The sequence below is a fragment of the Agromyces neolithicus genome (genome assembly GCF_039529735.1).
GTDB classification, from domain to species: Bacteria; Actinomycetota; Actinomycetes; order Actinomycetales; family Microbacteriaceae; genus Agromyces; species Agromyces neolithicus.
Map to the genome: position 1 here is coordinate 41,687 of NZ_BAAANJ010000020.1, position 22,744 is coordinate 64,430.

A 22,744-nucleotide genomic window follows, 5' to 3' on the forward strand; every position below is an offset into this window, starting at 1 on the left:
GCGTCGCGGCACTCAGCGGGGCTGGGTAGGGCAGCAGGCGGCTGTGCCTCGTCGAGGGTTCGCGGGGTGCTCGGTCACGCGAACGCCTCCACCGGCGGGCAGGCGCACACGAGGTTGCGGTCGCCGTAGGCCTGGTCGATGCGTCGCACGGGCGCCCAGTACTTGTTGCGCACGAGCGAGTGCACCGGGTACACCGCCTGCTCACGCGTGTACGGGTGCGTCCACTCCCCCGCGATGACCGACTCGGCGGTGTGCGGGGCGCCCCGCAGCGGGTTGTCGTCGACGGGCCACTCGCCGCGCCCGACCGCGTCGGCCTCGGCCTTGATGGCGATCATCGCCTCGACGAATCGCTCGAGCTCGGCGAGGTCTTCGGACTCGGTCGGCTCGACCATGAGGGTGCCCGCGACGGGGAACGACATCGTGGGCGCGTGGAACCCGTAGTCGATGAGACGCTTCGCGACGTCGTCGACCGTGACCCCGGTCTCGGCGGTGAGCGGGCGCAGGTCGAGGATGCACTCGTGCGCGACGAGCCCGTTGTCGCCGGTGTACAGCACCGGGAAGTGGTCGCGCAGGCGCGACGCGACGAAGTTCGCCGAGAGCACCGCGGCCGCAGTCGCCTGCTTGAGGCCCTCGGCGCCCATCATGCGCACGTACGCCCACGAGATCGGCAGGATCGACGGACTGCCATAGGGCGCAGCCGAGACGGGACCGCCGTCGTGCGTGACTCCGCCCGAGTGGTCGGCGCGCTGGGCCATCGGGTGCCCGGGCAGGTAGGGCGCGAGGTGCGCCTTCGCCGCGACCGGTCCGACGCCGGGGCCGCCGCCACCGTGCGGGATGCAGAACGTCTTGTGCAGGTTCAGGTGCGACACGTCGCCGCCGAAGTCGCCGAAGCGCGCGAAGCCGAGCAGCGCGTTGAGGTTGGCGCCGTCGACGTAGACCTGGCCGCCCGCGTCGTGCACGGCCTGCGTGATCTGCTTCACCTCGTGCTCGTAGACGCCGTGCGTCGACGGGTACGTGATCATGAGCGCGGCGACGCGGTCGGCGTGCTCGGCGATCTTCGCCCGCAGGTCGTCGAGGTCGACGTTGCCGAGCTCGTCGGTCGCGACGACCACGACGCGCAGCCCCGCGAGCACCGCCGATGCGGCGTTCGTGCCGTGTGCGCTCGACGGAATGAGGCAGATGTCGCGCTCGGCCTCGTCGTTGGCGAGGTGGTAGCCGCGAATCGCGAGCAGGCCGGCGAGCTCGCCCTGGCTGCCCGCGTTCGGCTGCAGCGACACGGTGTCGTAGCCGGTGACCTCGGCGAGCCAGGTCTCGAGCTGCTCGATGAGCGCGAGCGATCCGACGACGTCGGCCTCGGGCGCGAACGGGTGCAGGTTCGCGAAGGCGGGCCACGTGACCGCCTGCATCTCGGTGGCGGCGTTGAGCTTCATCGTGCACGACCCGAGCGGAATCATGCCGCGGTCGAGCGCGTAGTCGCGGTCGGCGAGCTGCTTGAGGTAGCGCATCATCTGCGTCTCGGAGTGGTGCGTGTTGAACACCGGGTGCTCGAGGTACGGCGACGTGCGACGCAGCGCCTCGGGGATGGCGTTCTGCGTGATCGGACCGTCGAGGTCGCGCTCCTCGGGGCCGCCGAAGGCGCGGGTCACGAGGTGCAGGTGCTCGATCGTGGTGGTCTCGTCGACCGAGACCAGCACCGTGGCCTCGTCGGCCTCCCAGAGCAGCACGCCGAGTTCGCGTCCGCGCGCGACGACGTTCTTCGCGAGGCCCGGCACGTGCACCGCGAGGGTGTCGAAGTACGCGTCGTGGGCGACGTGCTGGCCGAGGTCTTCGAGCCAGCCGGCGAGCAGCCTCGCCTTTCCGGCCGCCTGCGTCGCGATCGCGCGGATGCCCCGTGGCCCGTGATAGACGGCGTACATCGACGCCATCACGGCGAGCAGCACCTGCGCGGTGCAGATGTTCGACGTCGCCTTCTCGCGGCGGATGTGCTGCTCGCGTGCCTGCAGGCTGAGGCGGTAGGCGGGGTGGCCGGCGGCGTCCTGCGAGACGCCCACGAGGCGTCCGGGGAGCTGCCGTTCGAGTCCGGCGCGCACGGCCATGTAGCCGGCGTGCGGACCGCCGAAGCCCATGGGCACGCCGAAGCGCTGCGACGTGCCCACGGCGACGTCGGCGCCGAGTTCGCCCGGGCTCGTGATGAGGGCGAGGGCGAGCAGGTCGGCGGCGGCCACGACGAGGGCACCCTGCGCCTTCGACGCGGCGATGACCGACGACGGGTTCCAGACCCGGCCCGAAGCGCCGGGGTACTGCACGAAGAGACCGAAGTGCTCGCCGAGTGCGGCGACGTCAGTGGTCTCATCCAGCTCGGCGACCACGAGCTCGATGCCGACGGCCGCCGCCCGCGACTCGAGTAGCGCGTGCGTCTGCGGCAGCGCGTCGGCGTCGACGACGAAGCGGTTCGAGGCCGACTTCGACGCACGACGCGTCAGCAGCATGCCCTCGACGACGGCGGTCGACTCGTCGAGCATCGACGAGTTGGCGGTGTCGAGCCCCGTGAGGTCTGAGACCATCGTCTGGAAATTGATGAGCGCCTCGAGCCGCCCCTGGCTGATCTCGGGCTGGTACGGCGTGTACGCGGTGTACCAGCTGGGGTTCTCGAGCACGTTCCGCTGGATCACGGCGGGCGTCACGGTGCCGTAGTACCCGAGGCCGATCATGGGCGTGCGCACGGTGTTCTGCGAGGCGAGCGCGGCGAGTTCGTCGAGCGCCTCGCGCTCGGTGGCCGCGGCGGGGATGGCCGAGTTCAGCACCTCGTGCATGCGGATCGAGGTCGGCACGGCCGCCGCCATGAGGGCGTCGAGCGAGTCGTAGCCGAGCGCGGCGAGCATGAGCCCGTGGTCGTCGGGGGTGGTGCCGATGTGGCGGCGCCCGAAGGCGTCCACGTCGAAGGCGGAGGAGACGGTCATGTGGTTCTGTGGTTCCTTACTCGCCGACGAAGGCGCGGTATTCGTCGTGCGTGAGCAGCTTGGGCATGCTCGACGTGCGCACCTTGAGCAGCCAGCCCTCGCCGAACGGGTCGCTGTTCACGAGCTCGGGCGTGTCGACGACGGCCTGGTTGGCCTCGACGACCTCGCCGTTGACCGGCGCGAACAGCTCGCCGACCGACTTGGTGGACTCGATCTCGCCGACGACGGTGCCCTCGGTGACGGTCGTGCCGGCGGCCGGCAGGTCGACGTAGACGACATCGCCGAGCTTCTCGGCGGCGTAGTCGGTGATGCCGACGGTGGCGACGTCTCCGTCGACGTCGATCCACTCGTGTTCTTCGGTGTACTGCAGTGCGCTGGGCTCGGTCACGGTGTGCTCCTCGAGGTCGGTGATGCGTTGGTGGCGGTCGTGGGAATCGGTCAGGCGTCGCGTTTGTAGAACGGCGGCTTCACGACGGATGCGGCGATACGCGTGCCGCGCACGTCGACGAAGAGCTCGCGCCCGAGCTCCGAGGCCTCGGGCGACACGTAGGCCATCGCCACGGGGTGTCCGAGCGTCGGCGACAGCGCGCCGCTCGTGATCTCGCCGATCTTGGCCGCATCGGCGCCGTCGCCGTCGTACACGTCGTAGTGCGCCCGGGCGGCTCGCCGGCCCTCGGCTGCGAGGCCGACGAGCACCGGCGCATCGGCCGCTTGTCCGGCCTCGATCGCGGCGCGGCCGACGAAGTCTCCCTCTTTCGCGAGTGCGACGACGCGACCGAGACCCGCCTGGGCGGGTCGGATTTCGCGGCTCAGCTCGTTGCCGTAGAGCGGCATTCCCGCCTCGAGGCGCAGGGTGTCGCGGCTCGCGAGCCCGCATGGCACGACGCGGGATCCGCCGGTCTCGCGCAGGGCCTCCCAGAGGCGGCCGGCCCGTTCGGGGGCGAGGTAGAGCTCGAAGCCGTCTTCGCCGGTATAGCCGGTGCGGGCCACGAGCACCGGCTCGCCCTCAAAGGTCGCGGGGAACGCGCGGTAGTACTTGAGCGCGCCGATGGCCGTGTCGAAGTCGTCGGCATCGTTGCCGGGCCCGTCGACGCCGAAGCCTGGCGTCTCGAGCAGCACGGCGCGCGCGTCGGGACCCTGAAGCGCGATGAGCGCGACGTCGTCGCTCTCGTCGGAGACGATCGTGTCGAACGCGGCGGCGCGGGAGCGCAGCTCGGCCGCGACGACGCCGGCGTTCGATGCGTTCGCGACCACCATGTACCGGTCGTCACCGGTGCGATAGACCACGAGGTCGTCGATGATGCCACCGTCTTCGGCGAGCAGCAGCGAGTACTTCGCCTGGCCGACCTCGATCGCCGAGAGTTTGCCGGCGAGCGCGTAGTCGAGCGCCGCGGCGGCCTCGGGCCCGATGAGCACGATCTCGCCCATGTGCGACAGGTCGAAGAGACCCGACGTGGTGCGCACGGCGTGGTGCTCGGCGAGGTCGCTCGAGTACCGCACCGGCATCTGCCATCCGGCGAAGTCGGTGAAGCTCGCGCCGGCGGCGCGGTGCACGGCATCGAGCGGGCTGAGCCGCTCGACCGCCGCGGCGGATGCCTCAGGGGTGGTGGTACCGGGTTCGGGGGTCACGAGTTCTCCAGACGTGCCTGTCGTGCGGCGGGCGCCGCATGAGAACTCCCCCTCTGTCATGAGCCTGAGAGTTTCACGCGATGGGTCGCGCTTTCACCTTGGGCGGAGTGTCGCTCACGCGACGCTCGCTTTTCAGAGCGGCCTCGTCGTCGCGGTGTGAGACCTGAGAGATTGGCAGGGAGGCTTGCTCCTTCGGTGCCGGCCAGTGCTCAACTCGAGTACTGGCCGGCTCTCCCGCGACGCGTCGATGGCCCGGTATGAGGTTGTACGCCGATCCTAGCAGCGCCGATTGCTACTCTGGACGGTTGCCGTGGGCGCCGGCGTGCTCGAACGGGGTCGTGACGCCGTCGTACGCGAGCGTCATCATCATGCCCTGCGCGGCGTGTTCGAGGTCGTGGCAGTGGTCCATCCAGATGCCGGGATTGTCGGCGACGAGCGCGAGCTCCCACACCTCGCCGGGGCGCACGTCGACCGTGTCGAGCCAGAGCGGCGCACCGGTCGCAGCCACGCCGTCGCGCGAGAGCACGAGCACATGGTGGCCGTGCACGTGCATGGGGTGCACGTCGAATCCGCGGTTCGCGACGGTGACCTTCACGACGTCGCCCTCACGCACCTCAATCGGCGCGACGTGCGGGAACACCGCGCCGTTCACGGTGTACGCGTACGACGGGGCGCCGCCGAGGAACCGCGGCATGCGGTCGAGCACGAGCGTGCCCTCGGCCGTGAACGGGCCGAGTTCGGGCCGTTCGCCGCCGCCGTATGCGAGCAGGTCGAGCTCCGGGACATCCGTCACCGCACGCGGCAGATCGCCGACCGACGCACCGGCGGGCGCGATGGCGACGACGGATGCCTCGGACAGGTCGGTCTCGAATCGCGCGCCGTTCAGCGGCACCGTGAACACGAGGTCGGCGCGCGCGCCCGCGCCGAGTCGTACCGAGCGACGTTCGATCTCGGTCGCGCCCTCGAGGGAACGCCCATCGACCGCGGCGACCGTGAACGGCGCACCCGCGACGGTCACCCGCACCGGCGTCTGCTCGGTGTTCGCAACCCGAAGGCGCACGACCTCGCCCTCGGCGGCCTCGAACGACTGGGGCCCATCGGTCGCGCCGATCACGACCTCGCCGCCGATGCGGTGCACGGGCAGCGCGAGGTCGAGCGACTCGGCCACGCCGCCCTCCGGCTCGACGACGAGCATGCCGTAGAGCCCCCGGCGCACGCCCTCCGAGGCGGCCTGGTGGGTGTGGTACCAGTACGTGCCGGGCTGGTCGGCGGTGAAGCGGTAGGTGAACCGGTCCCCGGGCGCGACGGAGTCCTGGGTGACGCCCGCGACGCCGTCTTCGCCGTTGGGGACGTCGTAGCCGTGCCAATGCAGGGTGACGCCGTCGTCGATGTCGTGGTTGACGAGGGTGACCTCGACGAGCTCGCCCTCGGTGACCCGCAGCTCGGGACCGGCGACCCCGTCGCCGCCGAAGCCCCACGCCTCGACCGTGTCGCCCGAGGCGAGCGTCACGTCGTGCCGCGCCGCGGTCAGCTGCACCGCATGCACCTCGCCCGGGGAATCGTCGGGCGTGCGCAGCGCGGTCACCGGGATCGCGGGCGCGCCGATCTCTGCGGCGGTGAGCGCATCGCCGTGGTCGTGGGCGCCCGACGCCTCGATGCTGGGCGCGGCCATGTCGCTCAGCCACGACCACGCGACGCCGCCGGCGAGCAGCACGGCGAGCATCCCGGCGAAGCCCGCGACGGCTCTGCGGCTGCGATGCGCGAGCAGCGCCCACGTGAGGCCCGTCACGAGCACCACGATGCCGAGGAGCACGATCGCGGCGATCGGCTGCGGCGGATAGCCGACGAGCCACGTGGCGAGCACACCCGCCGCCATGGCGTAGCCGCCGCCGAGCATGAGCGTGCGTGCGAGGCCCGCCCGGATGTCGCGAAGCCACCACGCGCAGCCGAGCCCGCCCGCGACGAGGCCCAGGATCTGGAAGGGAAGGCCTACCGTGACCTTCTCGCCCGCGAACCACCAGCCTCGACCCGCGAGCAGGGCGGTGAGCGCCCCGGCGGCGAGGAGCCCGAGCGTGCCGCCCGCGGCGAACGCGAGTACGGTCATCCGCTCATTTCGGGTGCGTCGATCGGCAGCCGACCCGGCCGCGAATCCGGCCGCGAGCCAGAGGCCGGCGCCGGCGACTGCGGCGGCGGCCTGCAGCAGCAAGAGGGCGGCGGTGGTCATCGCGCCCTCCTCACTGCTCGACCGGATTCGGCTGAAGTGCGGTCAGGCACCCGGCACTGCGGCGGGCGTCTCGTCGGCCTCGGGCGCGGTCGATGCCTCGACCGGCTTGGCGGGCGGGCCTTCGCGCACGAGCCGGCGCGCCCGCACGATCATCAGCACGCCCATGAGCAGGATCGCTGCGCCGTTGACGGCGTGGAGGGAGATGAACAGCGTTGCGGCGAGCGGCGGGCTCGCGTGGTCGTCGGGGCCGAGGCCGAAGATCACCCCTGTGAGGATGAACAGCGCCGTCTGGAACAGGATGAGCACGAGCGGCAGCACGCTCAGCCAGATCGTGCGCTTACCGGCACGGGCCAGCGCAGCGGTCACGATGAGCAGCAGGGCCAGGATCGGCAGCGCGAAGCGGCCGTTCATGCCGTGCCAGGCGAACAGTTCGTCCTCGGGGTTCGAGAACACGCCGACGGCGGCGAAGTAGAGCTGGAGCACGACGGCGGCGGTGAACAACCACGCCACGGTCAGAAACAGTTTGCGCATGGGGGGATCCTCTCGGGAGCGCCGACGCACGCCTTGTGGGCCGGGACGGCACCATGTTGGCGCCCGGTGAACGGCGTCACATCAGTGCCAGTACTCAACTCGTCGTCGGGGCAATCCCCCTGCTCGGTGCACAGCCGGCGCTCGCGGGTGACGCGCGGGTGACGCACAGCCTCGGTGGCGTAACGCAGTTGGTGTTCAGGTCAGTGTGACTGTAAGCTGCGTTCGTTGACTGTTCGAGTCATCCTGACTCGAAGATCGGAGGTGCCGGATGACGCTACGTGACGGCGCACCCGTGCGCCTCGCGGTCTCGACCGTGATCTTCGCCCTGCGTCCCGATCACGCCGGGCATCCGGTGCTGTGGACTCCGCTCGTGCGGCGCACGCGCGAGCCGCAGCGCGGGCTCTGGGCGCTGCCCGGCGGCTGGCTGCCCCCGAACGAAGCGCTCGAGGCCGCTGCCGCCCGCACGCTGCGCTCGACGACCGGCCTCGCGCCGAACTACCTCGAACAGCTCTACACCTTCGGCGAAGTCGACCGCTCACCCGACGAACGCGTCGTCTCGGTCGTGTATTGGGCGCTCGTGCAGAGCGACGAGGCCGCGCAGGCCACGGTCGGCCCCAACGTGCGCTGGGTTCCGGCCGACACCATGCCCGAGCTCGCGTTCGACCACAACCGCATCGTCGAGTACGCCCTGTGGCGCCTGCGCACGAAGGTCGAGTACGCCGAGCTCGCGCACGCGTTCCTCGGCGCGACGTTCACGCTCGCCGAACTGCGTGAGGTATACGAGATCGTGCTGCAGCGCCGCCTCGACCCCGCGAACTTCCGGCGCACGATGCTCGCCTCGGGCCGGTTGCTCGAGACGGGCGAGCGCGCCTCGGGCGCTCCGCACCGACCCCCGAAGATCTACCGCTACGAGACCACCACCGCAGCAGCCCAGACCCGCGAACCGTTCATGAGAGAGAGGCCAGCATCATGAACCCCACGATCGTAGAGACCCGAGCAGCGGCATCCGTCGACCGCACCATTCAACTCATCGCCACCGGTGCGACGCCCGGCGAGGCGTGCACGCCCGACCTCGCGAAGGGGCCGTGGCAGTTCGACTCCGGCCCCGCCACCTATGGACCCGGGTCGTCGATGGGCGACGTCATCCCCACCGGCTCGCCGCGCCAGAGCGCCCTGCCCGAGGCGTACCGCACCGCCTCGAACGACGAACTGCACGCGCGCATCCGCGCCGCGAAGGCCGCGCTCGCCGACCGGGTCGTCGTGCTCGGCCACTTCTACCAGCGCGACGAGGTCATCGAGCACGCCGATTTCGTCGGCGACTCGTTCCAACTCGCGAACGCCGCGCTCTCGCGGCCCGACGCCGAGGCCATCGTCTTCTGCGGCGTGCACTTCATGGCCGAGACGGCCGACCTGCTCTCGACCCCCGCGCAGGCCGTGATCCTGCCGAACCTCGCCGCGGGCTGCTCGATGGCCGACATGGCCGACGAGTCGAGCGTCGAGGAGTGCTGGGAGCAGCTCGCCGACGTGTACGGCGACCTCGACGCCGTCGATGCCGACGGGCGCGTGCCCGTGATCCCCGTGACCTACATGAACTCGAGCGCCGCGCTCAAGGGCTTCGTCGGCCGGCACGGAGGCATCGTCTGCACCTCGTCGAACGCGAAGACCGTGCTCGAGTGGGCGTTCGAGCGCGGGCAGCGCGTGCTCTTCTTTCCCGACCAGCACCTCGGCCGCAACACCGCGAAGGCCATGGGCGTGCCCCTCTCGCAGATGCCGATGTGGAACCCGCGCCGCCCGCTCGGCGGCAACGACGCCGCGGCGCTCGACGACGCCCGCGTCATCCTCTGGCACGGCTTCTGCTCGGTGCACCGGCGCTTCACGGTCGACCAGATCGCGCAGGCGCGGATCGACCACCCCGGCGTGCAGGTCATCGTGCACCCCGAGTGCCCGATGCCGGTCGTCGATGCGGCGGATGCCTCGGGGTCGACCGATTTCATCGTGAAGGCCATTCAGGCCGCGCCGGCCGGGTCGACCTTCGCGATCGGCACCGAGATCAACCTCGTGCAGCGGCTCGCGGCCGAGTACCCCGAGCACACGATCTTCTGCCTCGACCCGGTGGTCTGCCCGTGCTCGACGATGTACCGCATCCACCCGGGCTACCTCGCGTGGGTGCTCGAAGAGCTCGTCGCGGGCCGCGTCGTGAACCGCATCACCGTGCCGGCCGACGTCGCCGACCCCGCCCGGCTCGCGCTCGAGCGCATGCTCGCGGCCAAGCCCACCCCCGTCGCGGCACCGACCGGAGCCTGAGATGAGCCGCGTGCTGGTCGTCGGCGGCGGCATCGGCGGCCTCTGGACCGCGGTGAAGGCGGCCGATTCCGGCTGCGAGGTCGAGCTCGTCACGAAGACCGAGCTCGCCGAGTCGAACACGAGGTATGCCCAGGGCGGCATCGCCGCGGCCCTGTTCCCCGACGACTCGGCCGACCGGCACTTCGCCGACACGCTCGAAGCCGGGGCCGGGCTCGCCGACCCCGCCGCGGTGCGGGTGCTGTGCGACGAGGGCCCCGCGCGCGTGCGCGACCTGATCCGTTTCGGTGTCGCATTCGACCGCGGCGAGTCGGGGCTCGAACGCGGCCTCGAGGCGGCCCACTCGCGGCCGCGCATCCTGCATGCGGGCGGTGATGCCACCGGTGCCGCCATCGAGTCGGCGCTCGTGGCGACGGTGCGGCGCCGGGCAGTGCATATCGCCGAGCGCACGATGCTCGTCGACCTCGTCGTCGAGCGCGGCGACGTCGTCGGCGCCGCGCTGCTCGACGAGCACGGCTCGATCACCGAGCATCGAGCCGACGCGGTCGTACTCGCGACCGGCGGCAGTGGATGCCTCTACCGGCATACGACGAACCCCGCGGTCGCGACGGGCGACGGAGTGGCCGCAGCGTGGCGCGCCGGAGCTCGCGTCGCCGACCTCGAGTTCACCCAGTTCCACCCCACGGCGCTGGCGGCGACAGGCACTCCCCTGATATCCGAAGCGGTGCGCGGCGAGGGTGCGGTGCTGCGCGACCACCACGGCCGTCGGTTCATGCTCGACGTGCACCCAGACGCCGAGCTCGCGCCTCGCGACGTCGTGGCCCGTGCCGTCTGGCGGCAGATGACCGCACAGGGCGGTGCGCCCGTGCTGCTCGATGCCACGGCGCTCGGCGCCGAGTTCCTCGCCCAGCGCTTCCCCGGCCTCAACACCGTCGTGCGCAATGCCGGGTTCGACTGGTCGCGCGAGCCCGTGCCGATCACGCCCGCGGCGCACTACGCCATGGGCGGCGTGGTCACCGACCTCGACGGGCGCACGAGCCTGCCCGGGCTGTACGCGGTCGGCGAGACCGCCCGCACGGGCGTGCACGGCGCGAACCGCCTGGCCTCGAACTCACTGCTCGAAGCCGCCGTATTCGCCGACCGCGCGGCCCGGGCGCTCTGCTCCGACACCGGACTCCCCCACGCGGGTGGCTCGGCCGATGCAGGAACTTCGACCCGACACGCCGTGATGAGCCACCCGGCCGGCGGCGCGTCGCGCGGTTCTTCCTGCACTGCGCGCGGGGTGGGCGGGGTCGGCGGCGACGGCGCGACGGTGACGGTCGACCGCGAGCAGTTGCAGGAGCTCATGTGGCAGGCGGTGGGGCTCGAGCGCGACGCGTCGGGGTTGGCAGCGGCATCCGCTCGCCTCGACGCGTGGCACGCACCCGACGTGCGCGACCGGCGCACGGCGGAGGATCGCAACCTGCTCGACCTCGCGCGCATCACCGTCACGGCCGCGTCAGCGCGCCGCGAGAGCGTCGGTGCGCATTTCCGAACGGATGACCCGGCGCTGACCACATCGTCGGCCGCACCCGTCGCACCCGAACTGGAGGCCGCCTGATGACCGACGCCCGCGAGATCGACCGCATCGTCGGAGCCGCGCTCGACGAGGACGCCCCGTGGGGCGACCTCACCTCCGAGACACTCATCCCGGCCGACGCGAGCGCGACCGCCGAACTCGTGGCGCGCGAGCCGGGCGTGCTGAGCGGCATCGACGTGTTCGCGGCGGCGTTCCGCCTCGTCGATCCGCGCATCTCGGTCGAACCGCTCGCGCGCGACGGCGAGCCCTTCGAAGCCGGCGCGACGCTCGCCCGGGTCGAGGGCCCCGCGCGCGGCATCCTGCGCGCCGAGCGCATCGGCCTGAACCTGCTGCAGCGCATGTCGGGCATCGCCACGCTCACGGCGACGTACGTGGCCGCGGCGTCGGGCACGCGCGCCCGCATCGTCGACACCCGAAAGACGACGCCGGGCCTGCGCAGCCTCGAGCGGCAGGCAGTGCGCGACGGCGGGGGGCGCAACCACCGCCGGTCACTCTCCGACGCGGTCATGGCGAAGGACAACCACCTCGCCGTGCTCACCGCGGGCGGGCAAGACCTTGCGACCGCCCTGCGCGCAGCGCGAGAGCGCATGCCCCACACGGCGCATCTCGAGGTCGAGGTCGATCGGCTCGACCAGGTCGAGGCGGTGCTCGCCGGCGGAGCCGACACGGTCATGCTCGACAATTTCGGGCTCGACGACCTGCGGCGCGGCGTCGAGCTCATCGCGGGCCGCGCGGTGGTCGAGGCGTCGGGCGGCGTCACCCTCGACACGGTCTCCGCGATCGCCGCGACCGGGGTCGACGTCATCTCGGTCGGCGCCCTCACGCACTCGGTGCGGTCGCTCGACCTCGGGCTCGACGTCGTCGTCGCGGCGAAACCTGTGAGGCACGCGTGATCTTCCTCGACCACGCCGCCACCACGCCCGTGCGCCGCGAGGCGCTCGAGGCGATGTGGCCGTTCCTGTCGGGTGCGTTCGGCAATCCGTCGAGCAGTCACGGGCTCGGCGACGAGGCGGCCCGGGCGCTCACGGCGGCCCGTGCCGAGGTCGCCGCCGTCGTGGGCTGCCGGCCTGGTGACGTCGTGTTCACGAGCGGCGGCACCGAGGCCGACAACCTCGCCGTGAAGGGGCTCGCGCTCGCGAACCCGCGCGGCCGCCACCTGGTCGTCTCGCCCATCGAGCACGAGGCGGTGCTCGAGTCGGCCTCGTACCTCGCGCGGGTGCACGGTTTCGAGGTAGCCGAGGTCGAGGTCGACGCGACAGGGGTCGTGCGCCCCGAGGCGCTCGCCCGGGTCATCCGGCCCGACACCACGCTCGTCTCGGTGCAGCTCGCCAACAACGAGATCGGCACGGTGCAGCCGATCGCCGAGCTCGCCACGATCGCCCACGACGCGGGCGCGCTCATGCACACCGATGCGGTGCAGGCCGCGGGCTGGCTGCCCCTCTCGATCGACGCGCTCGGGGTCGACGCGCTGTCCCTCGCCGGCCACAAGGTCGGCGCGCCGAAGGGCACCGGCGCGCTCATCGTGCGCGGCCGCCTTGCGCTCGAACCCGTGCTGCACGGCGGCGGGCAGGAGCGCGGCCGCCGCTCGGGTACCGAGAACGTCGCCGGTGCGGTGGCGTTCGCCACGGCGCTGCGGCTGGCCGAGCACGAGCGAACGGATGCCGCGACGCGGGTCGGGGCGCTGGGCGCACGCCTCACGCGCCTGGTCATGAGCGGCGTGCCCCGCGCGATGCTCACGGGCGACCCCGTCGACCGGCTGCCGGGCACCGTGTCGTTCGTCTTCCCCGGCACGAGCGGCGAGGCGGTGCTGCTCGAGCTCGAGCGCGACGGCGTCGTGTGCTCGAGCGGGTCGGCGTGCGCCGCCGGCAGCGACGAGCCCTCGCACGTGCTCACCGCGATCGGGATTCCGGGCGAACTCGCGCAGACCGCGGTGCGGTTCACGCTCGGCGGCGAGACCACTGCCGACGAGATCGACGCGGCCGGGGCATCCGTCGCCCGTGCCGTGTCGGCGGTGCGCGGTATCGTCGCCACCTGACGCGTTGCGAGGCAGCGCCACGAGCTGCGAGATCCATTCATGTCGATGGAAACGGCAATCCGGGAATAGCGGATCCCGTGGCTCGGGTTGACCCATCTATTCGACTGACATCGACGCTCTCCCGGCGCAGCCGTGCGCCGAAACCGATTGGACCCATTCCGTGACCGAACGCGCCCTTCCCGACCTCGAACCACCAGGCACCGCCGATCGTGGCATACCCGGTGACGGCATCATCGACTCCCCCGCCGACGCCGCCGCGCAAGACGCCGCCGTCGTCGCCCACCAGCCCGACCACGGTGCACGCAACAACCGCGTCATCTGGCTGCTGCTCGGCGCAACATTCGTCGTCTTCCTCAACGAGACGATCATGGGCGTCGCGATTCCCCACCTCGTCACCGACCTCGACATCACGCTCTCGCTGGCGCAGTGGCTGACCACGGCCTTCATGCTGACCATGGCCGTCGTCATCCCGATCACGGGCTTCCTGCTGCAACGCATCGCGACCCGGCCGATCTTCATCACCGCGATGAGCCTGTTCTCGGCCGGCACCCTGCTCGCGGCGCTCGCCCCGGGCTTCGAGGTGCTGCTGCTCGCGCGCGTCGTGCAGGCCACCGGCACCGCGATCATGATGCCGCTGCTCATGACGACCCTCATGACGCTCGTCGCACCGAGTGATCGAGGCCGATTCATGGGTCGCGTGTCGATCGTGATGTCGGTCGCACCCGCGATCGGGCCGACCATCTCTGGGCTCATCCTGAGCTTCCTGTCGTGGCGGTACATGTTCTGGCTCGTGCTGCCGATCGCGCTCGTGATGCTCGTCATCGGCATCCGCCGCGTCGAGAACGTGAGCGAGACCCGCGTGCTGCCCATCGACCTGTTCTCGGTCATCCTGTCGGCGTTCGGCTTCGGAGGGCTCGTCTACGGACTCAGCCTCGTCGGCGGCGTCGTGAGCGGGCGCTCGACGGCCGATGCACCGGCCATGTGGATCGCACTCGCGGTCGGCGTGCTCGGCATCCTCGGGTTCATCGTTCGGCAGCTGATGCTGCAGCGCCGAGACCGAGCGCTGCTCGACCTGCGCACGTTCCGCTCGCGCAACTTCTCGGTGTCGGTCGCGCTCATGGTCGTCATGATGGCCGCGCTGTTCGGCACCATCATCCTGCTGCCGATCTACCTGCAGAACGTGCTCGGGCTCGACCCGCTCTTCACCGGCCTGCTGCTGCTGCCGGGCGGGCTCATCATGGGCCTGTTCGGCCCCACCGTCGGCCGCCTCTACGATCGCTTCGGGCCGACGCCGCTGCTCGTGCCGGGCAGCATCGTGGTCTCGTTGGTGCTGTGGTCGCTCACCATGGTCTCCGAGAGCACGCCGCCGTACATGATCCTCATCGCGCACGTGGTGATGTCGACGGCGCTCGCGTTCATGTTCACCCCGCTGTTCACCTCGGCACTCGGGTCGGTCGAGCCGCGGCTGTACTCGCACGGCTCGGCCATCGTCGGCACCATCCAGCAGGTCGCCGGCGCCGCCGGCACCGCGCTGTTCATCACCGTGATGACGGCACGCACCGCAACCGAGACGGCCGCGGGCACCACGGCCCTCGCCGCCGAGGCCGCGGGCATCCGCACCGCGTTCCTCGTCGGGGCGATCCTCTCGATCTCGGCCGTCGTCGGTGCATTCCTCGTGCGCCGGCCCGCCGACATGATGCAGGGCGCACCCGTGGGTCACTGATCCGCCAGACGGCGAGCGCGCGGCATCCGTGCGAACGCGAACGAAGGGGCCTGGCGCAGATCGCGCCGGGCCCCTTCACTCGTTCTGGCAGGGTTTCGTCAGCCGCAGTTCGGGCGGCAGGTGCGCTGCGAGAGCGCGTCGACGAGCACGATGCCGAGGTCTTCGGGCTTCGAGGCCGAGTACGCGGCGCCCTTGGTGACCTGGGCGATCTGCTGCATCGCGGGCACGTCGGTGTCGGGACCGAACCCGATCATGATGACGGGCACGGGCTTCGTCGGGTCGTCCATCTTCTTGAGCTCGGCGAGCAGCGCCTCGAGCGAGATGCCGTTCTCGTCCTCGTTCTTGCCGTCGGTGATGAGCAGCACGGAGTTGACCTTCTCGGGGTCGTAGCTCTCGCGCACGCGCTTCACGGCTGCGAGGGTCGAATCATAGAGGCCGGTGGCGCCACCGAGGCGGTCGGGCAGCGACTGGATGATGCCGGCGATCTGCTGCTTGTGCGCGAGGTCGGCGAGCGGCGCGATCGGTGCGAGGTCTTCGTAGTCGAGTTCGCCGTTGCGGGCCGTCGAGAAGATCCACACGCCCAGTTCGACCTCGCCCGAGAACTTCTCCATGGCGCCGACCGCGGCCTGCTGGAAGATGTCGATGCGGCGCAGGCCGCTCTCTGCCGGTTCCTCCATCGAGCCCGAGACGTCGATGACGGCGAGCATGCGCGAACGCAGCGTGAGCACGCCCCACGCGCGAAGGATCTCGAGCTGTGCAGCGCCGTCGAGCGCGGTCCCGGCGATGGGAGCCTCGACCCCCACACCAGCGAGATCGAGCTTGCCGGTGCCGTCGGCGGCGCGGAAGCCGGCGGCGGTGAGCACCTCGGTGTCGGCGCGGATCGCGGCCTCGAAGTCCTCGAGCAGCTCGGCCTTCGTCTTCACCCCGTCGGGCTCGGGGTCGGCCGACGCGGTCTCAGTCTGCTGCGATGCCGCCTCGGGCAGCACGACGAACGGGTAGTCGAGCGCAACGGTGCCGTCGGTCGGGTAGGCGGCGACGAGCGGCTCGGCCTGCTCCTCGTTGTTGTAGGCGGCGACCTGCGCCTCGCTCGTGATGACGATCATCGGCGCGTCGCTCGCGCCGAGCGCGCCGAATGCCGCGGTGGTCGACGCCGGGATCGACTTGCCGAGCGCGATCATCGCGCCGGCGAACTGCCGCGGGTCGTCGGGCGACGAGTGTCCGCGCAGGGCGTAGAGGCCTGCGAGGCTCGCGGCGGATGCCTCGGGGTCGGGCAGGATCGTCGGCAGCGCGCCCCCGAGCACCCTGGTCCAGCTCACCGGTTCGCTCGCGAGGGCGGTGGCCTTCGTGGCCGCGGCGGCGAACACCACGGGCGACGACGCGACGCCGTCGCGCACCTCGACTGCGGGCACGGCCTGGCCGAGCGATGCCGCGGTCGCGTTCATGCGGTCGAGCCACACGCTCGACTCTGGAACCCACGCGTCGGCGTCGGCGCTGCCCGACGCGAGCACCGCGGCGGTGTCGGCCGAGTCCTGCGCGGTGATCTCGGTCGAAACGCAGCCGTCATTGGCGTCATCGAAGTCCTCGGCGATCGCGGTGAGTGCCGGCGCGATGGTGCGATCGGCGACGACGGCGAGCTGCACGGGTTCGGCGCATCCGCCGTCTGCCGACGCGAGCAGCGGGTTCAGGTGACCGCCGACCCAGAGGTAGACCCCCGAACCGACGAGGGCGACGACGGCGACCGCCCCGATGATGGACATGACGATTCCGCGGCGCGGCATCGACGCCGGCGCCGCGACGGTGTGACGTCCCACGGGCTCTCCAAGCCGGCGGGGCGGGGGCCCGCCGCATCCTTGTACGGGTTCCCCAGCAGGGGGAAGGATTTCGTTCAGTGTAGGCGACGCCGCCCAGAACGCGAATTTCGCTCGGTACTTGGCGCTGTTCCACAACGAGCGACCGCGAGACGGCGGCGCTGGCGTGCGTCGACACTATGGAGGCATCGTTCGCGGGTGGTCGCAGCGTCTGCCACGTGCGAGCATGGAGTTGCCGCATGGAGTTGCCGCATGGAGTACTTCACCGATCGCGCCGACGCAGGCAGGCGGCTCGCCGCCCGCCTGAGCGGCCTCGACGTGCCCGACTCGGTGGTGCTCGGGCTTCCCCGCGGCGGCGTGCCCGTCGCCGCACCCGTCGCGGTCGCGCTCGGCGCCCCGCTCGACGTGCTCGTCGTACGCAAGCTCGGTGTGCCCGGCCAGCCCGAGCTCGCGATGGGCGCGATCGGCGAGCAGGGGGCGCGCGTGCTGAACGACGACATCATCTCGCACGTGCGCCTGAAGCCCGGCGAGCTGGCCGCGGTCGAGCGCCGCGAGCGCGACGAGCTCGAGGCCCGCGTCGCGAGATTCCGTGGCGACGCAGGCCCGGTCGACCTCGCGGGGCGCACCGCGGTGATCGTCGACGACGGCATCGCCACGGGCGCCACGATGCGGGTCGCCTGCCTGGTCGCACATGCCCGGGGCGCGACACGCATCGTCGTGGCGGCGCCGGTCGGCGCCCCCGACAGCCTGGGCGAGATCGCATCGATGCCCGAGGTCGACGAGGTGGTCTGCCTCTCGGCACCGCGCGGATTCATGGCCGTCGGCTCGCACTACCTCGACTTCACGCAGACGCCCGACGCGCAGGTCGCCGCGCTACTGGCCGCAGCTCGCTCAAGCGGCTGAGCGGAGTTCGCCGACGACGATCGTGGCGTCGTCGTCGTCGTGCATGATGCTCGGTACGAGCCCGCCCTGTCGCATGAGGGCGGCTGCGGTGGCCGCCTGCCGACCACTCGTCTCGATGATCAGAACGCCGCCGGGTGCAAGCCAGCGGGCAGCGGATGCCGCGACGCGGCGATGCACGTCGAGCCCGTCGCCGCCGCCGTCGAGCGCGATGCGAGCCTCGTGGTCACGCGCTTCGGGCGGCATGAGCGCGATCTCGTCGGTGGGCACGTAGGGCGCATTCACGGCGAGCACGTCGATGCGGGCTCGCAGGTCGTCGGGCAGCGCGTCGAAGAGATCGCCCTCGAACACCCGCGCTCGGCGCGACTCGAGGTTGCGCCGTGCCGCGCGAACCGCCGCCGGGTCGAGGTCTGCGGCGACGAGGTCGACCGGCCCCGCGATATCGGCGATCATCGCGCCGATCGCACCGATACCGCAACAGAGGTCGACGACGACCGGGCGTGCACCGCCCGCGGCGACCCTGCGCTCGCCCGCGAGACGGGCCGCGACCTCGGCGAGGTATTCGGTGCGGTGGCGCGGTACGAAGACACCGGGCTCGACGGTCAGGCGCATGCCGCCGAACTCGGCCCAGCCGAGCACCTGCTCGAGGGGCTCGCCGGCGACGCGGCGCACCACGAGCGCCTCGAGCAGGTGGGTATCGTCGGTCGTCTCGAGCAGCAGGCTCGCCTCGTCTTCGGCGAAGACGCAGCCGGCCGCCCGGAGTCGGCGCACGAGGTCGGCTTCGGCAGGCATCACTGCATCGTATGTCACGCTGTGGGCTCAGCCCAGCGCGATCACGGATTCGAGGATCGTGTCATCGAGCGGGCGATCGGCGAAGACCAGCCGTTCGAGGTGCGTCGTGTCGTCAGGGCCGACGGCGGCCGCGCTCGAGGCGCCCTGCCACACCAGGTGGAGGCCGAGTCGCTCGAGCACGCGCACCGAAGGCGGGTTGTTGGCGAGAACACGGGCGGTGACCGGGGATTCGGGTCGAGCCGACTGGGCGGCGGCGAGCGCCAGGCCTGCCGCCTCGGTCGCGAGGCCGTTGCCCCACGCCTCGGGTGCGAAGCGGTAGCCGAGGTTCCACGCGTCGAATTGCAGCATCGTCGCACCGGCCGACCCGACGAACGTTCCCGCCCGCAGCGCGCCGACCGGCTCGCGCAAGACCACCGCGCAGTGCCCGAAGCCCGCGGTTCGGCGGCTCAGCATCGATCGCTCGATGGCACGCGCCGAGTCGCCGCGATTCGTGTGGCGCCCGCCCGGAAGGTGCTGCCAGGTGCGGGCGTCACCGTAGACGCGGAAATAGTCGTCGACATCGTCGATGGTGAGCGGGCGCAGCAGCAGTCGTTCAGAGAAGAGTTCGTCGGTCATCCCCGCCAGTCTCGCAGCGGCCACCGACACCGAGCCGGCAGCACCCGGCACACTACTTGAGCAAACGTGACAGCACGCGGTCTGCGAGCGGCTTGCCGCCGGTCTGGCAGGTGGGGCAGTACTGGAACGTGGAGTCGGCGAAGATGACCTCGCGCACGGTGTCGCCGCACACCGGGCACGCCTGGCCGGTGCGCCCGTGCACCTGCATGTGGGTGCGCTTGTTGTCTTTCAGCTCGTCGGGTCGCTTGCCGGATGCCTCGGCGATCGCAGCCTCGAGGGTGCCGCGCATCGCGTGGTACAGGTTCTCGACGTCGTCGGGGCCGAGCTTCGCGGCGAGCGCGTAGGGCGACATCTTCGCGGTGTGCAGGATCTCGTCGGAGTACGCATTGCCGACCCCCGCGAACACCGACTGATCACGAAGCAGGCCCTTGATGCGCGTGCGGCGGTCGCGCAGGATCTCGGCGAAGTCGGCGAGCGAGAAGTCGGGCGCCGTTGGGTCGGGACCGAGCCTCGCGATGCCGGGGACCTCTGCCGGATCGCGGACGACGTACACCGCGAGCGACTTCTTGGTGCCTGCCTCGGTGAGGTCGAACCCCGAGCCGTCGTCGAGGCGCACTCGCAGGGCGATCGGCGACTTGCCCGGCTTGATGAGCGTCTTCGGCACCTCGTCGTACCAGCGCAACCACCCGGCCCGGGCAAGGTGGAACACGAGGTGCAGGCCCGCTGCGTCGAGGTCGATGAACTTGCCGGACCGATGCACCGCGACGACCTGCCGGCCTGCGAGGTCGGTGAGGGCCGGGTCGAACGTCTTCAGCGCCGCGATCGCGGCGACGCTCGCCGATGCGATGGCGCGCCCGACCGCGAACTCGCGCAGGTATTGCGTGAGCGTCTCGACCTCGGGCAGTTCGGGCACTCCCCCATCGTGGCACCGGCCCCCGACATCTGCGAAGCATCTCTTCACCCCGTCGAATAGTGTCGAGCCATGCGCATCGACGAGAGCAGTGGCATCCGTACCCTTCACCTCGCGCCCGAAGGCGCGTCGATCGCGTCACCCGACGATGCAGCCGACCTCATCGGCGACGCGTGGGCGCACGACGCCGCAGTCGTCGCCGTGCCGGTCGAGCGGCTCGCCGACGACTTCTTCGACCTCAGCACGGGCATCGCCGGGGAGATCACGCAGAAGTTCGTCAATTACCGGGTGCGGTTCGTGATCGTCGGCGACATCGCTCGGCAGCTCTCGGCGAGCGACGCGCTGCGCGACTATGTATGGGAGTCGAACCACGGCCAGCACGTCTGGTTCGTCGAAGACCAGGCTGCGCTCGAAATGAGGCTCGCCATGGCCTCGGCGACGACTCGACGCTGAATCGCCGCAGTCTGCGCCGGTCAGCTCGACCGCAGCGGAAGGATCGCGCCCCCGGTCTGGCAGGTCGGGCAGTACTGGGCGGTCGTGCTCGCGAACGAGAAATCGCGGATCGTGTCGCCGCAGACCGGGCACGCCTCGTCCGTCCGGCCGTGCACGCGCATGGCCGCGACCTTCGCCGCCTTGAGGCCGTCGATCGGTACCCCGCGGCGGGCGTCGATCGTCTCGGTGATGATGCCGACGGTGGAGTCGAAGAGCCGGTCGAGTTCGTCGAGCGTCAGTGCGGCGGCGTGCGCGACGGGCGAGACCTTCGCGGTGTGCAGGATCTCGTCGGAGTACGCGTTGCCGATGCCGGCAAGCGATTCCTGCTCTTGGAGCACTGCCTTGACCTGCTTGCGTCGCCCCGTCACCGCCCGGTCGAAGTCGGCCCGCACGAACCCGGGGTTCGCGGGGTCGGGGCCGAGCTTCGCGATCGCCGGCACCTCGGTCGGATCGTCGACGACCCAGCAGCCGAGCGACACCCAGTCACCGGCATCGGTGAATTCGAGAACCTCGCCGTCGTCGAGCGTGAACGCGACGAGTGTCGGCGGAATGTCGCCGGCAGGGACATCCGTCGCAGGAGCGTCGCTGCCGACGCCGCCATATCGTGCCCAACCGTGCCTGCCGAGCGAGACGACGAGGTGCTGCGCATCGCTGACGGCGATGGCGACGTGTTTGCCGTGACGCGATGCGCCCCGCACCCGCGTGCCGACGAGCGACGAGGGCGGACGATCGCGCGTCTTGGTCACACGGAACTCGACGACGTCGACGTCGCTGATCTCACGGCCGGCCAGCCGTGCGCCGAGATCTTCGACGAGCGCCTGCACCTCTGGCGACTCTGGCATGCCGCCAGCATTGCACACCAGCGATCCGACGGGAGACCGAGATCACTCCGTCGCGAAGTCGAGCATCGATTCGTCGATGGCGATGACCGACCAGGCGCCGCCCTCGGCATCGGTGAACTCGTATGCCGGAACGATGAGGACACTCCCGTCGGGCTGCCACTGGCTCGCAAGACCCAGACGGGCGCCGACGATCTCGACCTCGTTCACCGGCCACGAGAGCGACGTGCCCTCGGTCGGCGTCGCGGGCGGTTCGGTGGGAGGCACCCACTCTTCGGTTGCGACCGCCGGCTGTTCGCGCATGGCAAGCGGCATGATCGTCATCTGCGCGCCGAAGCGCGGATCGGAGAGACGTTCGAATCCCTCTTGCTCGCTGACGACGGCGTATTCCCCGAGATCGACGATGCGGGCCAGCGCACCGTAGGCGCTCGACACTCCGGCATCGGTGAGCTCCAGCGACCAGGCTTGATCGATGCGCTGCCCGTCGACGACGGGCCAGGCCTGGGCCATGCGCGTCACCGCGCCCTCCCAGGTCTCCGACATGAACTCGAATGAGCCGGGGTCTCGTCCCACCGACACGATGAGCGAGCGCAGCGCGTCGATCGCAGCCGCCTCGCTGGGAAGCTCGCCCACCGGTTCACACGCCTCGACGACGTCGACGCCCTCTGCGCACTTCCACGGATCGATCAGGGGGTTCCAATACGAGAAGCCGAGCGTGCCGTCGAGGCTGACGCCCAGGTATGGGGCGGTGCCGTCCTGCGAGCCCACGAGCCAGCTGCCGTCCTTCAGTTCGGCGGTTCCCTCGACGCCGAGCGCGGCAGCGAGCGCGGTGACGTTCTCGGCGCTCGATGCGGCGCGGGCGTCGTAGGCGTACGCGGGCGCCGTTCCCTCCGCCGTGGCGAGCCCGGACGAGCTGAAGTGGTTCCGGCCGAACCCGTAGGGATAGATCGAGTCGGCTGATTGCGATCCGGCCGACATTCTGGCGTCGTCCGCCGCAGCCCCGCCCTCCATCGCGCCCGCGTCGGTCGCGACGCCATTGCCGCCGATGTCCGTCTGCAGCGAGATCGGCGGCGCAGCGCTCTCAGCGAGGTTCGTCGGCCCGCCCGTCAACGCTCCGACACCGTAGCCGGCGGCTCCGACGATCGCGATCGACGCGGCGACCGCGGCGATGGGGAGCCAGCGCGGGCGACGGCGGGCGCGCTCCGAGGTCAGGTCGGCGACCGGTGCCGACGCGGCCGTCGGTTCAGCGGCCGGCTCGGACGTCGCACGAGCCACGACCTCGTCGGCGAACCCTTCACGGGGCTCGACCTCGGCCGCAGGGTCGGCGGCGCGCAGTCGCGCGACCGGGTCGAGTTCGTGGTGGTCGTTCATGTCGATCAGCCTCCGTGGGTGTGGTTCACCTACGG

Annotated in this window: 19 protein-coding genes and 1 riboswitch; of the genes, 8 read left to right on the forward strand and 11 right to left on the reverse strand. The window is 71.1% G+C overall.

Annotated elements, in window-relative coordinates; all coding sequences use genetic code 11:
* Positions 1-74: 74 nt before the first annotated feature.
* The 5 genes from gcvP to ABD164_RS16810 form a co-directional block, all read right to left on the reverse strand.
* A complete protein-coding gene (gcvP, locus tag ABD164_RS16790) occupies positions 75-2,960 on the reverse strand; it encodes an aminomethyl-transferring glycine dehydrogenase (RefSeq protein ID WP_344297636.1) in 2,886 nt (961 codons plus the stop codon).
* A gap of 16 nt (positions 2,961-2,976) precedes the next feature.
* On the reverse strand, positions 2,977-3,348 hold the full coding sequence (gene gcvH / locus ABD164_RS16795) for a glycine cleavage system protein GcvH (RefSeq protein ID WP_344297638.1): 372 nt from the start codon (positions 3,346-3,348) through the stop codon (positions 2,977-2,979).
* 50 nt (positions 3,349-3,398) lie between these two features.
* The gene (gcvT, locus tag ABD164_RS16800; protein ID WP_344297639.1) at positions 3,399-4,589 is read right to left on the reverse strand and encodes a glycine cleavage system aminomethyltransferase GcvT; all 1,191 of its coding nucleotides are present in this window, start codon (positions 4,587-4,589) and stop codon (positions 3,399-3,401) included.
* 142 nt (positions 4,590-4,731) lie between these two features.
* Positions 4,732-4,836, reverse strand: a riboswitch (glycine riboswitch).
* A 45-nt stretch (positions 4,837-4,881) separates the two neighbouring features.
* Positions 4,882-6,813, reverse strand: a complete 1,932-nt coding sequence (locus ABD164_RS16805; protein WP_344297641.1) for a multicopper oxidase domain-containing protein — start codon at positions 6,811-6,813, stop codon at positions 4,882-4,884.
* 42 nt (positions 6,814-6,855) lie between these two features.
* On the reverse strand, positions 6,856-7,344 hold the full coding sequence (locus ABD164_RS16810) for a DUF6220 domain-containing protein (protein WP_344297643.1): 489 nt from the start codon (positions 7,342-7,344) through the stop codon (positions 6,856-6,858).
* A gap of 268 nt (positions 7,345-7,612) precedes the next feature.
* Between ABD164_RS16810 and ABD164_RS16815 the strand changes: the two genes are divergently transcribed.
* From ABD164_RS16815 to ABD164_RS16840, 6 genes are all read left to right on the forward strand, one after another.
* Positions 7,613-8,317, forward strand: coding sequence for an NUDIX hydrolase (locus ABD164_RS16815; RefSeq protein WP_344297645.1), 705 nt, complete (start codon positions 7,613-7,615; stop codon positions 8,315-8,317).
* The gene (gene nadA, locus ABD164_RS16820; RefSeq protein ID WP_344297647.1) at positions 8,314-9,648 is read left to right on the forward strand and encodes a quinolinate synthase NadA; all 1,335 of its coding nucleotides are present in this window, start codon (positions 8,314-8,316) and stop codon (positions 9,646-9,648) included. Before ABD164_RS16815 ends, nadA begins: the two co-directional genes overlap by 4 nt.
* Position 9,649: 1 nt before the next feature.
* A complete protein-coding gene (gene nadB, locus ABD164_RS16825) occupies positions 9,650-11,245 on the forward strand; it encodes an L-aspartate oxidase (protein WP_344297649.1) in 1,596 nt (531 codons plus the stop codon).
* Positions 11,245-12,117 (forward strand): carboxylating nicotinate-nucleotide diphosphorylase, encoded by an 873-nt coding sequence (nadC, locus tag ABD164_RS16830; protein ID WP_344297650.1) that lies wholly within the window; start codon positions 11,245-11,247, stop codon positions 12,115-12,117. The genes nadB and nadC overlap by 1 nt, the downstream gene beginning before the upstream one ends.
* Positions 12,114-13,259, forward strand: coding sequence for a cysteine desulfurase family protein (locus ABD164_RS16835; protein WP_344297652.1), 1,146 nt, complete (start codon positions 12,114-12,116; stop codon positions 13,257-13,259). Before nadC ends, ABD164_RS16835 begins: the two co-directional genes overlap by 4 nt.
* Before the next feature lie 229 nt (positions 13,260-13,488).
* Complete coding sequence (locus tag ABD164_RS16840) at positions 13,489-14,982, forward strand: DHA2 family efflux MFS transporter permease subunit (protein ID WP_425545962.1); 1,494 nt, start codon at positions 13,489-13,491, stop codon at positions 14,980-14,982.
* A 98-nt stretch (positions 14,983-15,080) separates the two neighbouring features.
* Here the strand turns inward: ABD164_RS16840 and ABD164_RS16845 are convergent, their stop codons facing one another.
* The gene (locus ABD164_RS16845) at positions 15,081-16,793 is read right to left on the reverse strand and encodes a VWA domain-containing protein (RefSeq protein WP_344297656.1); all 1,713 of its coding nucleotides are present in this window, start codon (positions 16,791-16,793) and stop codon (positions 15,081-15,083) included.
* A 249-nt stretch (positions 16,794-17,042) separates the two neighbouring features.
* On the opposite strand from ABD164_RS16845, the gene ABD164_RS16850 reads away from it, so the two are divergent.
* Positions 17,043-17,693 carry a phosphoribosyltransferase gene (locus tag ABD164_RS16850; protein ID WP_344297658.1) on the forward strand — a complete coding sequence of 217 codons (651 nt, stop codon included), beginning with the start codon at positions 17,043-17,045 and terminating at the stop codon, positions 17,691-17,693.
* On the opposite strand, the gene ABD164_RS16855 is transcribed toward ABD164_RS16850, so the two are convergent.
* From ABD164_RS16855 to ABD164_RS16865, 3 genes are read right to left on the reverse strand one after another with little or no spacing between them, the layout of a single operon-like run.
* Positions 17,682-18,482 carry a putative protein N(5)-glutamine methyltransferase gene (locus tag ABD164_RS16855; RefSeq protein ID WP_344297660.1) on the reverse strand — a complete coding sequence of 267 codons (801 nt, stop codon included), beginning with the start codon at positions 18,480-18,482 and terminating at the stop codon, positions 17,682-17,684. The two genes, ABD164_RS16850 and ABD164_RS16855, sit on opposite strands and share 12 nt — an antisense overlap.
* Positions 18,483-18,509: 27 nt before the next feature.
* Positions 18,510-19,097 (reverse strand): GNAT family N-acetyltransferase, encoded by a 588-nt coding sequence (locus ABD164_RS16860; RefSeq protein WP_344297662.1) that lies wholly within the window; start codon positions 19,095-19,097, stop codon positions 18,510-18,512.
* A 52-nt stretch (positions 19,098-19,149) separates the two neighbouring features.
* Positions 19,150-20,010, reverse strand: coding sequence for an Fpg/Nei family DNA glycosylase (locus ABD164_RS16865; RefSeq protein WP_344297664.1), 861 nt, complete (start codon positions 20,008-20,010; stop codon positions 19,150-19,152).
* 69 nt (positions 20,011-20,079) lie between these two features.
* Here ABD164_RS16865 and ABD164_RS16870 point away from each other — a divergent pair, with 69 nt between their 5' ends.
* Entirely contained in the window at positions 20,080-20,460 is a 381-nt protein-coding gene (locus ABD164_RS16870; protein ID WP_344297666.1) for a DUF4180 domain-containing protein, read from the forward strand.
* A gap of 20 nt (positions 20,461-20,480) precedes the next feature.
* Here ABD164_RS16870 and ABD164_RS16875 read toward each other — a convergent pair whose 3' ends face one another.
* Positions 20,481-21,341 (reverse strand): DNA-formamidopyrimidine glycosylase family protein, encoded by an 861-nt coding sequence (locus tag ABD164_RS16875; RefSeq protein WP_344297668.1) that lies wholly within the window; start codon positions 21,339-21,341, stop codon positions 20,481-20,483.
* A 42-nt stretch (positions 21,342-21,383) separates the two neighbouring features.
* Complete coding sequence (locus tag ABD164_RS16880) at positions 21,384-22,709, reverse strand: hypothetical protein (RefSeq protein ID WP_344297670.1); 1,326 nt, start codon at positions 22,707-22,709, stop codon at positions 21,384-21,386.
* Positions 22,710-22,744: the final 35 nt, after the last annotated feature.

What these genes read in the sequence shown, in the direction of transcription:
- nadA (WP_344297647.1), top strand. Translation starts at nt 8,314, where the DNA reads ATGAACCCCACGATCGTAGAGACCCGAGCAGCGGCATCCGTCGACCGC.
- ABD164_RS16850 (WP_344297658.1), top strand. Translation starts at nt 17,043, where the DNA reads ATGGAGTACTTCACCGATCGCGCCGACGCAGGCAGGCGGCTCGCCGCC.
- nadB (WP_344297649.1), top strand. Translation starts at nt 9,650, where the DNA reads ATGAGCCGCGTGCTGGTCGTCGGCGGCGGCATCGGCGGCCTCTGGACC.
- ABD164_RS16805 (WP_344297641.1), bottom strand. Translation starts at nt 6,813, where the DNA reads ATGACCACCGCCGCCCTCTTGCTGCTGCAGGCCGCCGCCGCAGTCGCC.
- ABD164_RS16875 (WP_344297668.1), bottom strand. Translation starts at nt 21,341, where the DNA reads ATGCCAGAGTCGCCAGAGGTGCAGGCGCTCGTCGAAGATCTCGGCGCA.
- ABD164_RS16810 (WP_344297643.1), bottom strand. Translation starts at nt 7,344, where the DNA reads ATGCGCAAACTGTTTCTGACCGTGGCGTGGTTGTTCACCGCCGCCGTC.
- ABD164_RS16860 (WP_344297662.1), bottom strand. Translation starts at nt 19,097, where the DNA reads ATGACCGACGAACTCTTCTCTGAACGACTGCTGCTGCGCCCGCTCACC.
- ABD164_RS16815 (WP_344297645.1), top strand. Translation starts at nt 7,613, where the DNA reads ATGACGCTACGTGACGGCGCACCCGTGCGCCTCGCGGTCTCGACCGTG.
- ABD164_RS16855 (WP_344297660.1), bottom strand. Translation starts at nt 18,482, where the DNA reads ATGCCTGCCGAAGCCGACCTCGTGCGCCGACTCCGGGCGGCCGGCTGC.
- nadC (WP_344297650.1), top strand. Translation starts at nt 11,245, where the DNA reads ATGACCGACGCCCGCGAGATCGACCGCATCGTCGGAGCCGCGCTCGAC.
- gcvP (WP_344297636.1), bottom strand. Translation starts at nt 2,960, where the DNA reads ATGACCGTCTCCTCCGCCTTCGACGTGGACGCCTTCGGGCGCCGCCAC.
- ABD164_RS16880 (WP_344297670.1), bottom strand. Translation starts at nt 22,709, where the DNA reads ATGAACGACCACCACGAACTCGACCCGGTCGCGCGACTGCGCGCCGCC.
- ABD164_RS16870 (WP_344297666.1), top strand. Translation starts at nt 20,080, where the DNA reads ATGCGCATCGACGAGAGCAGTGGCATCCGTACCCTTCACCTCGCGCCC.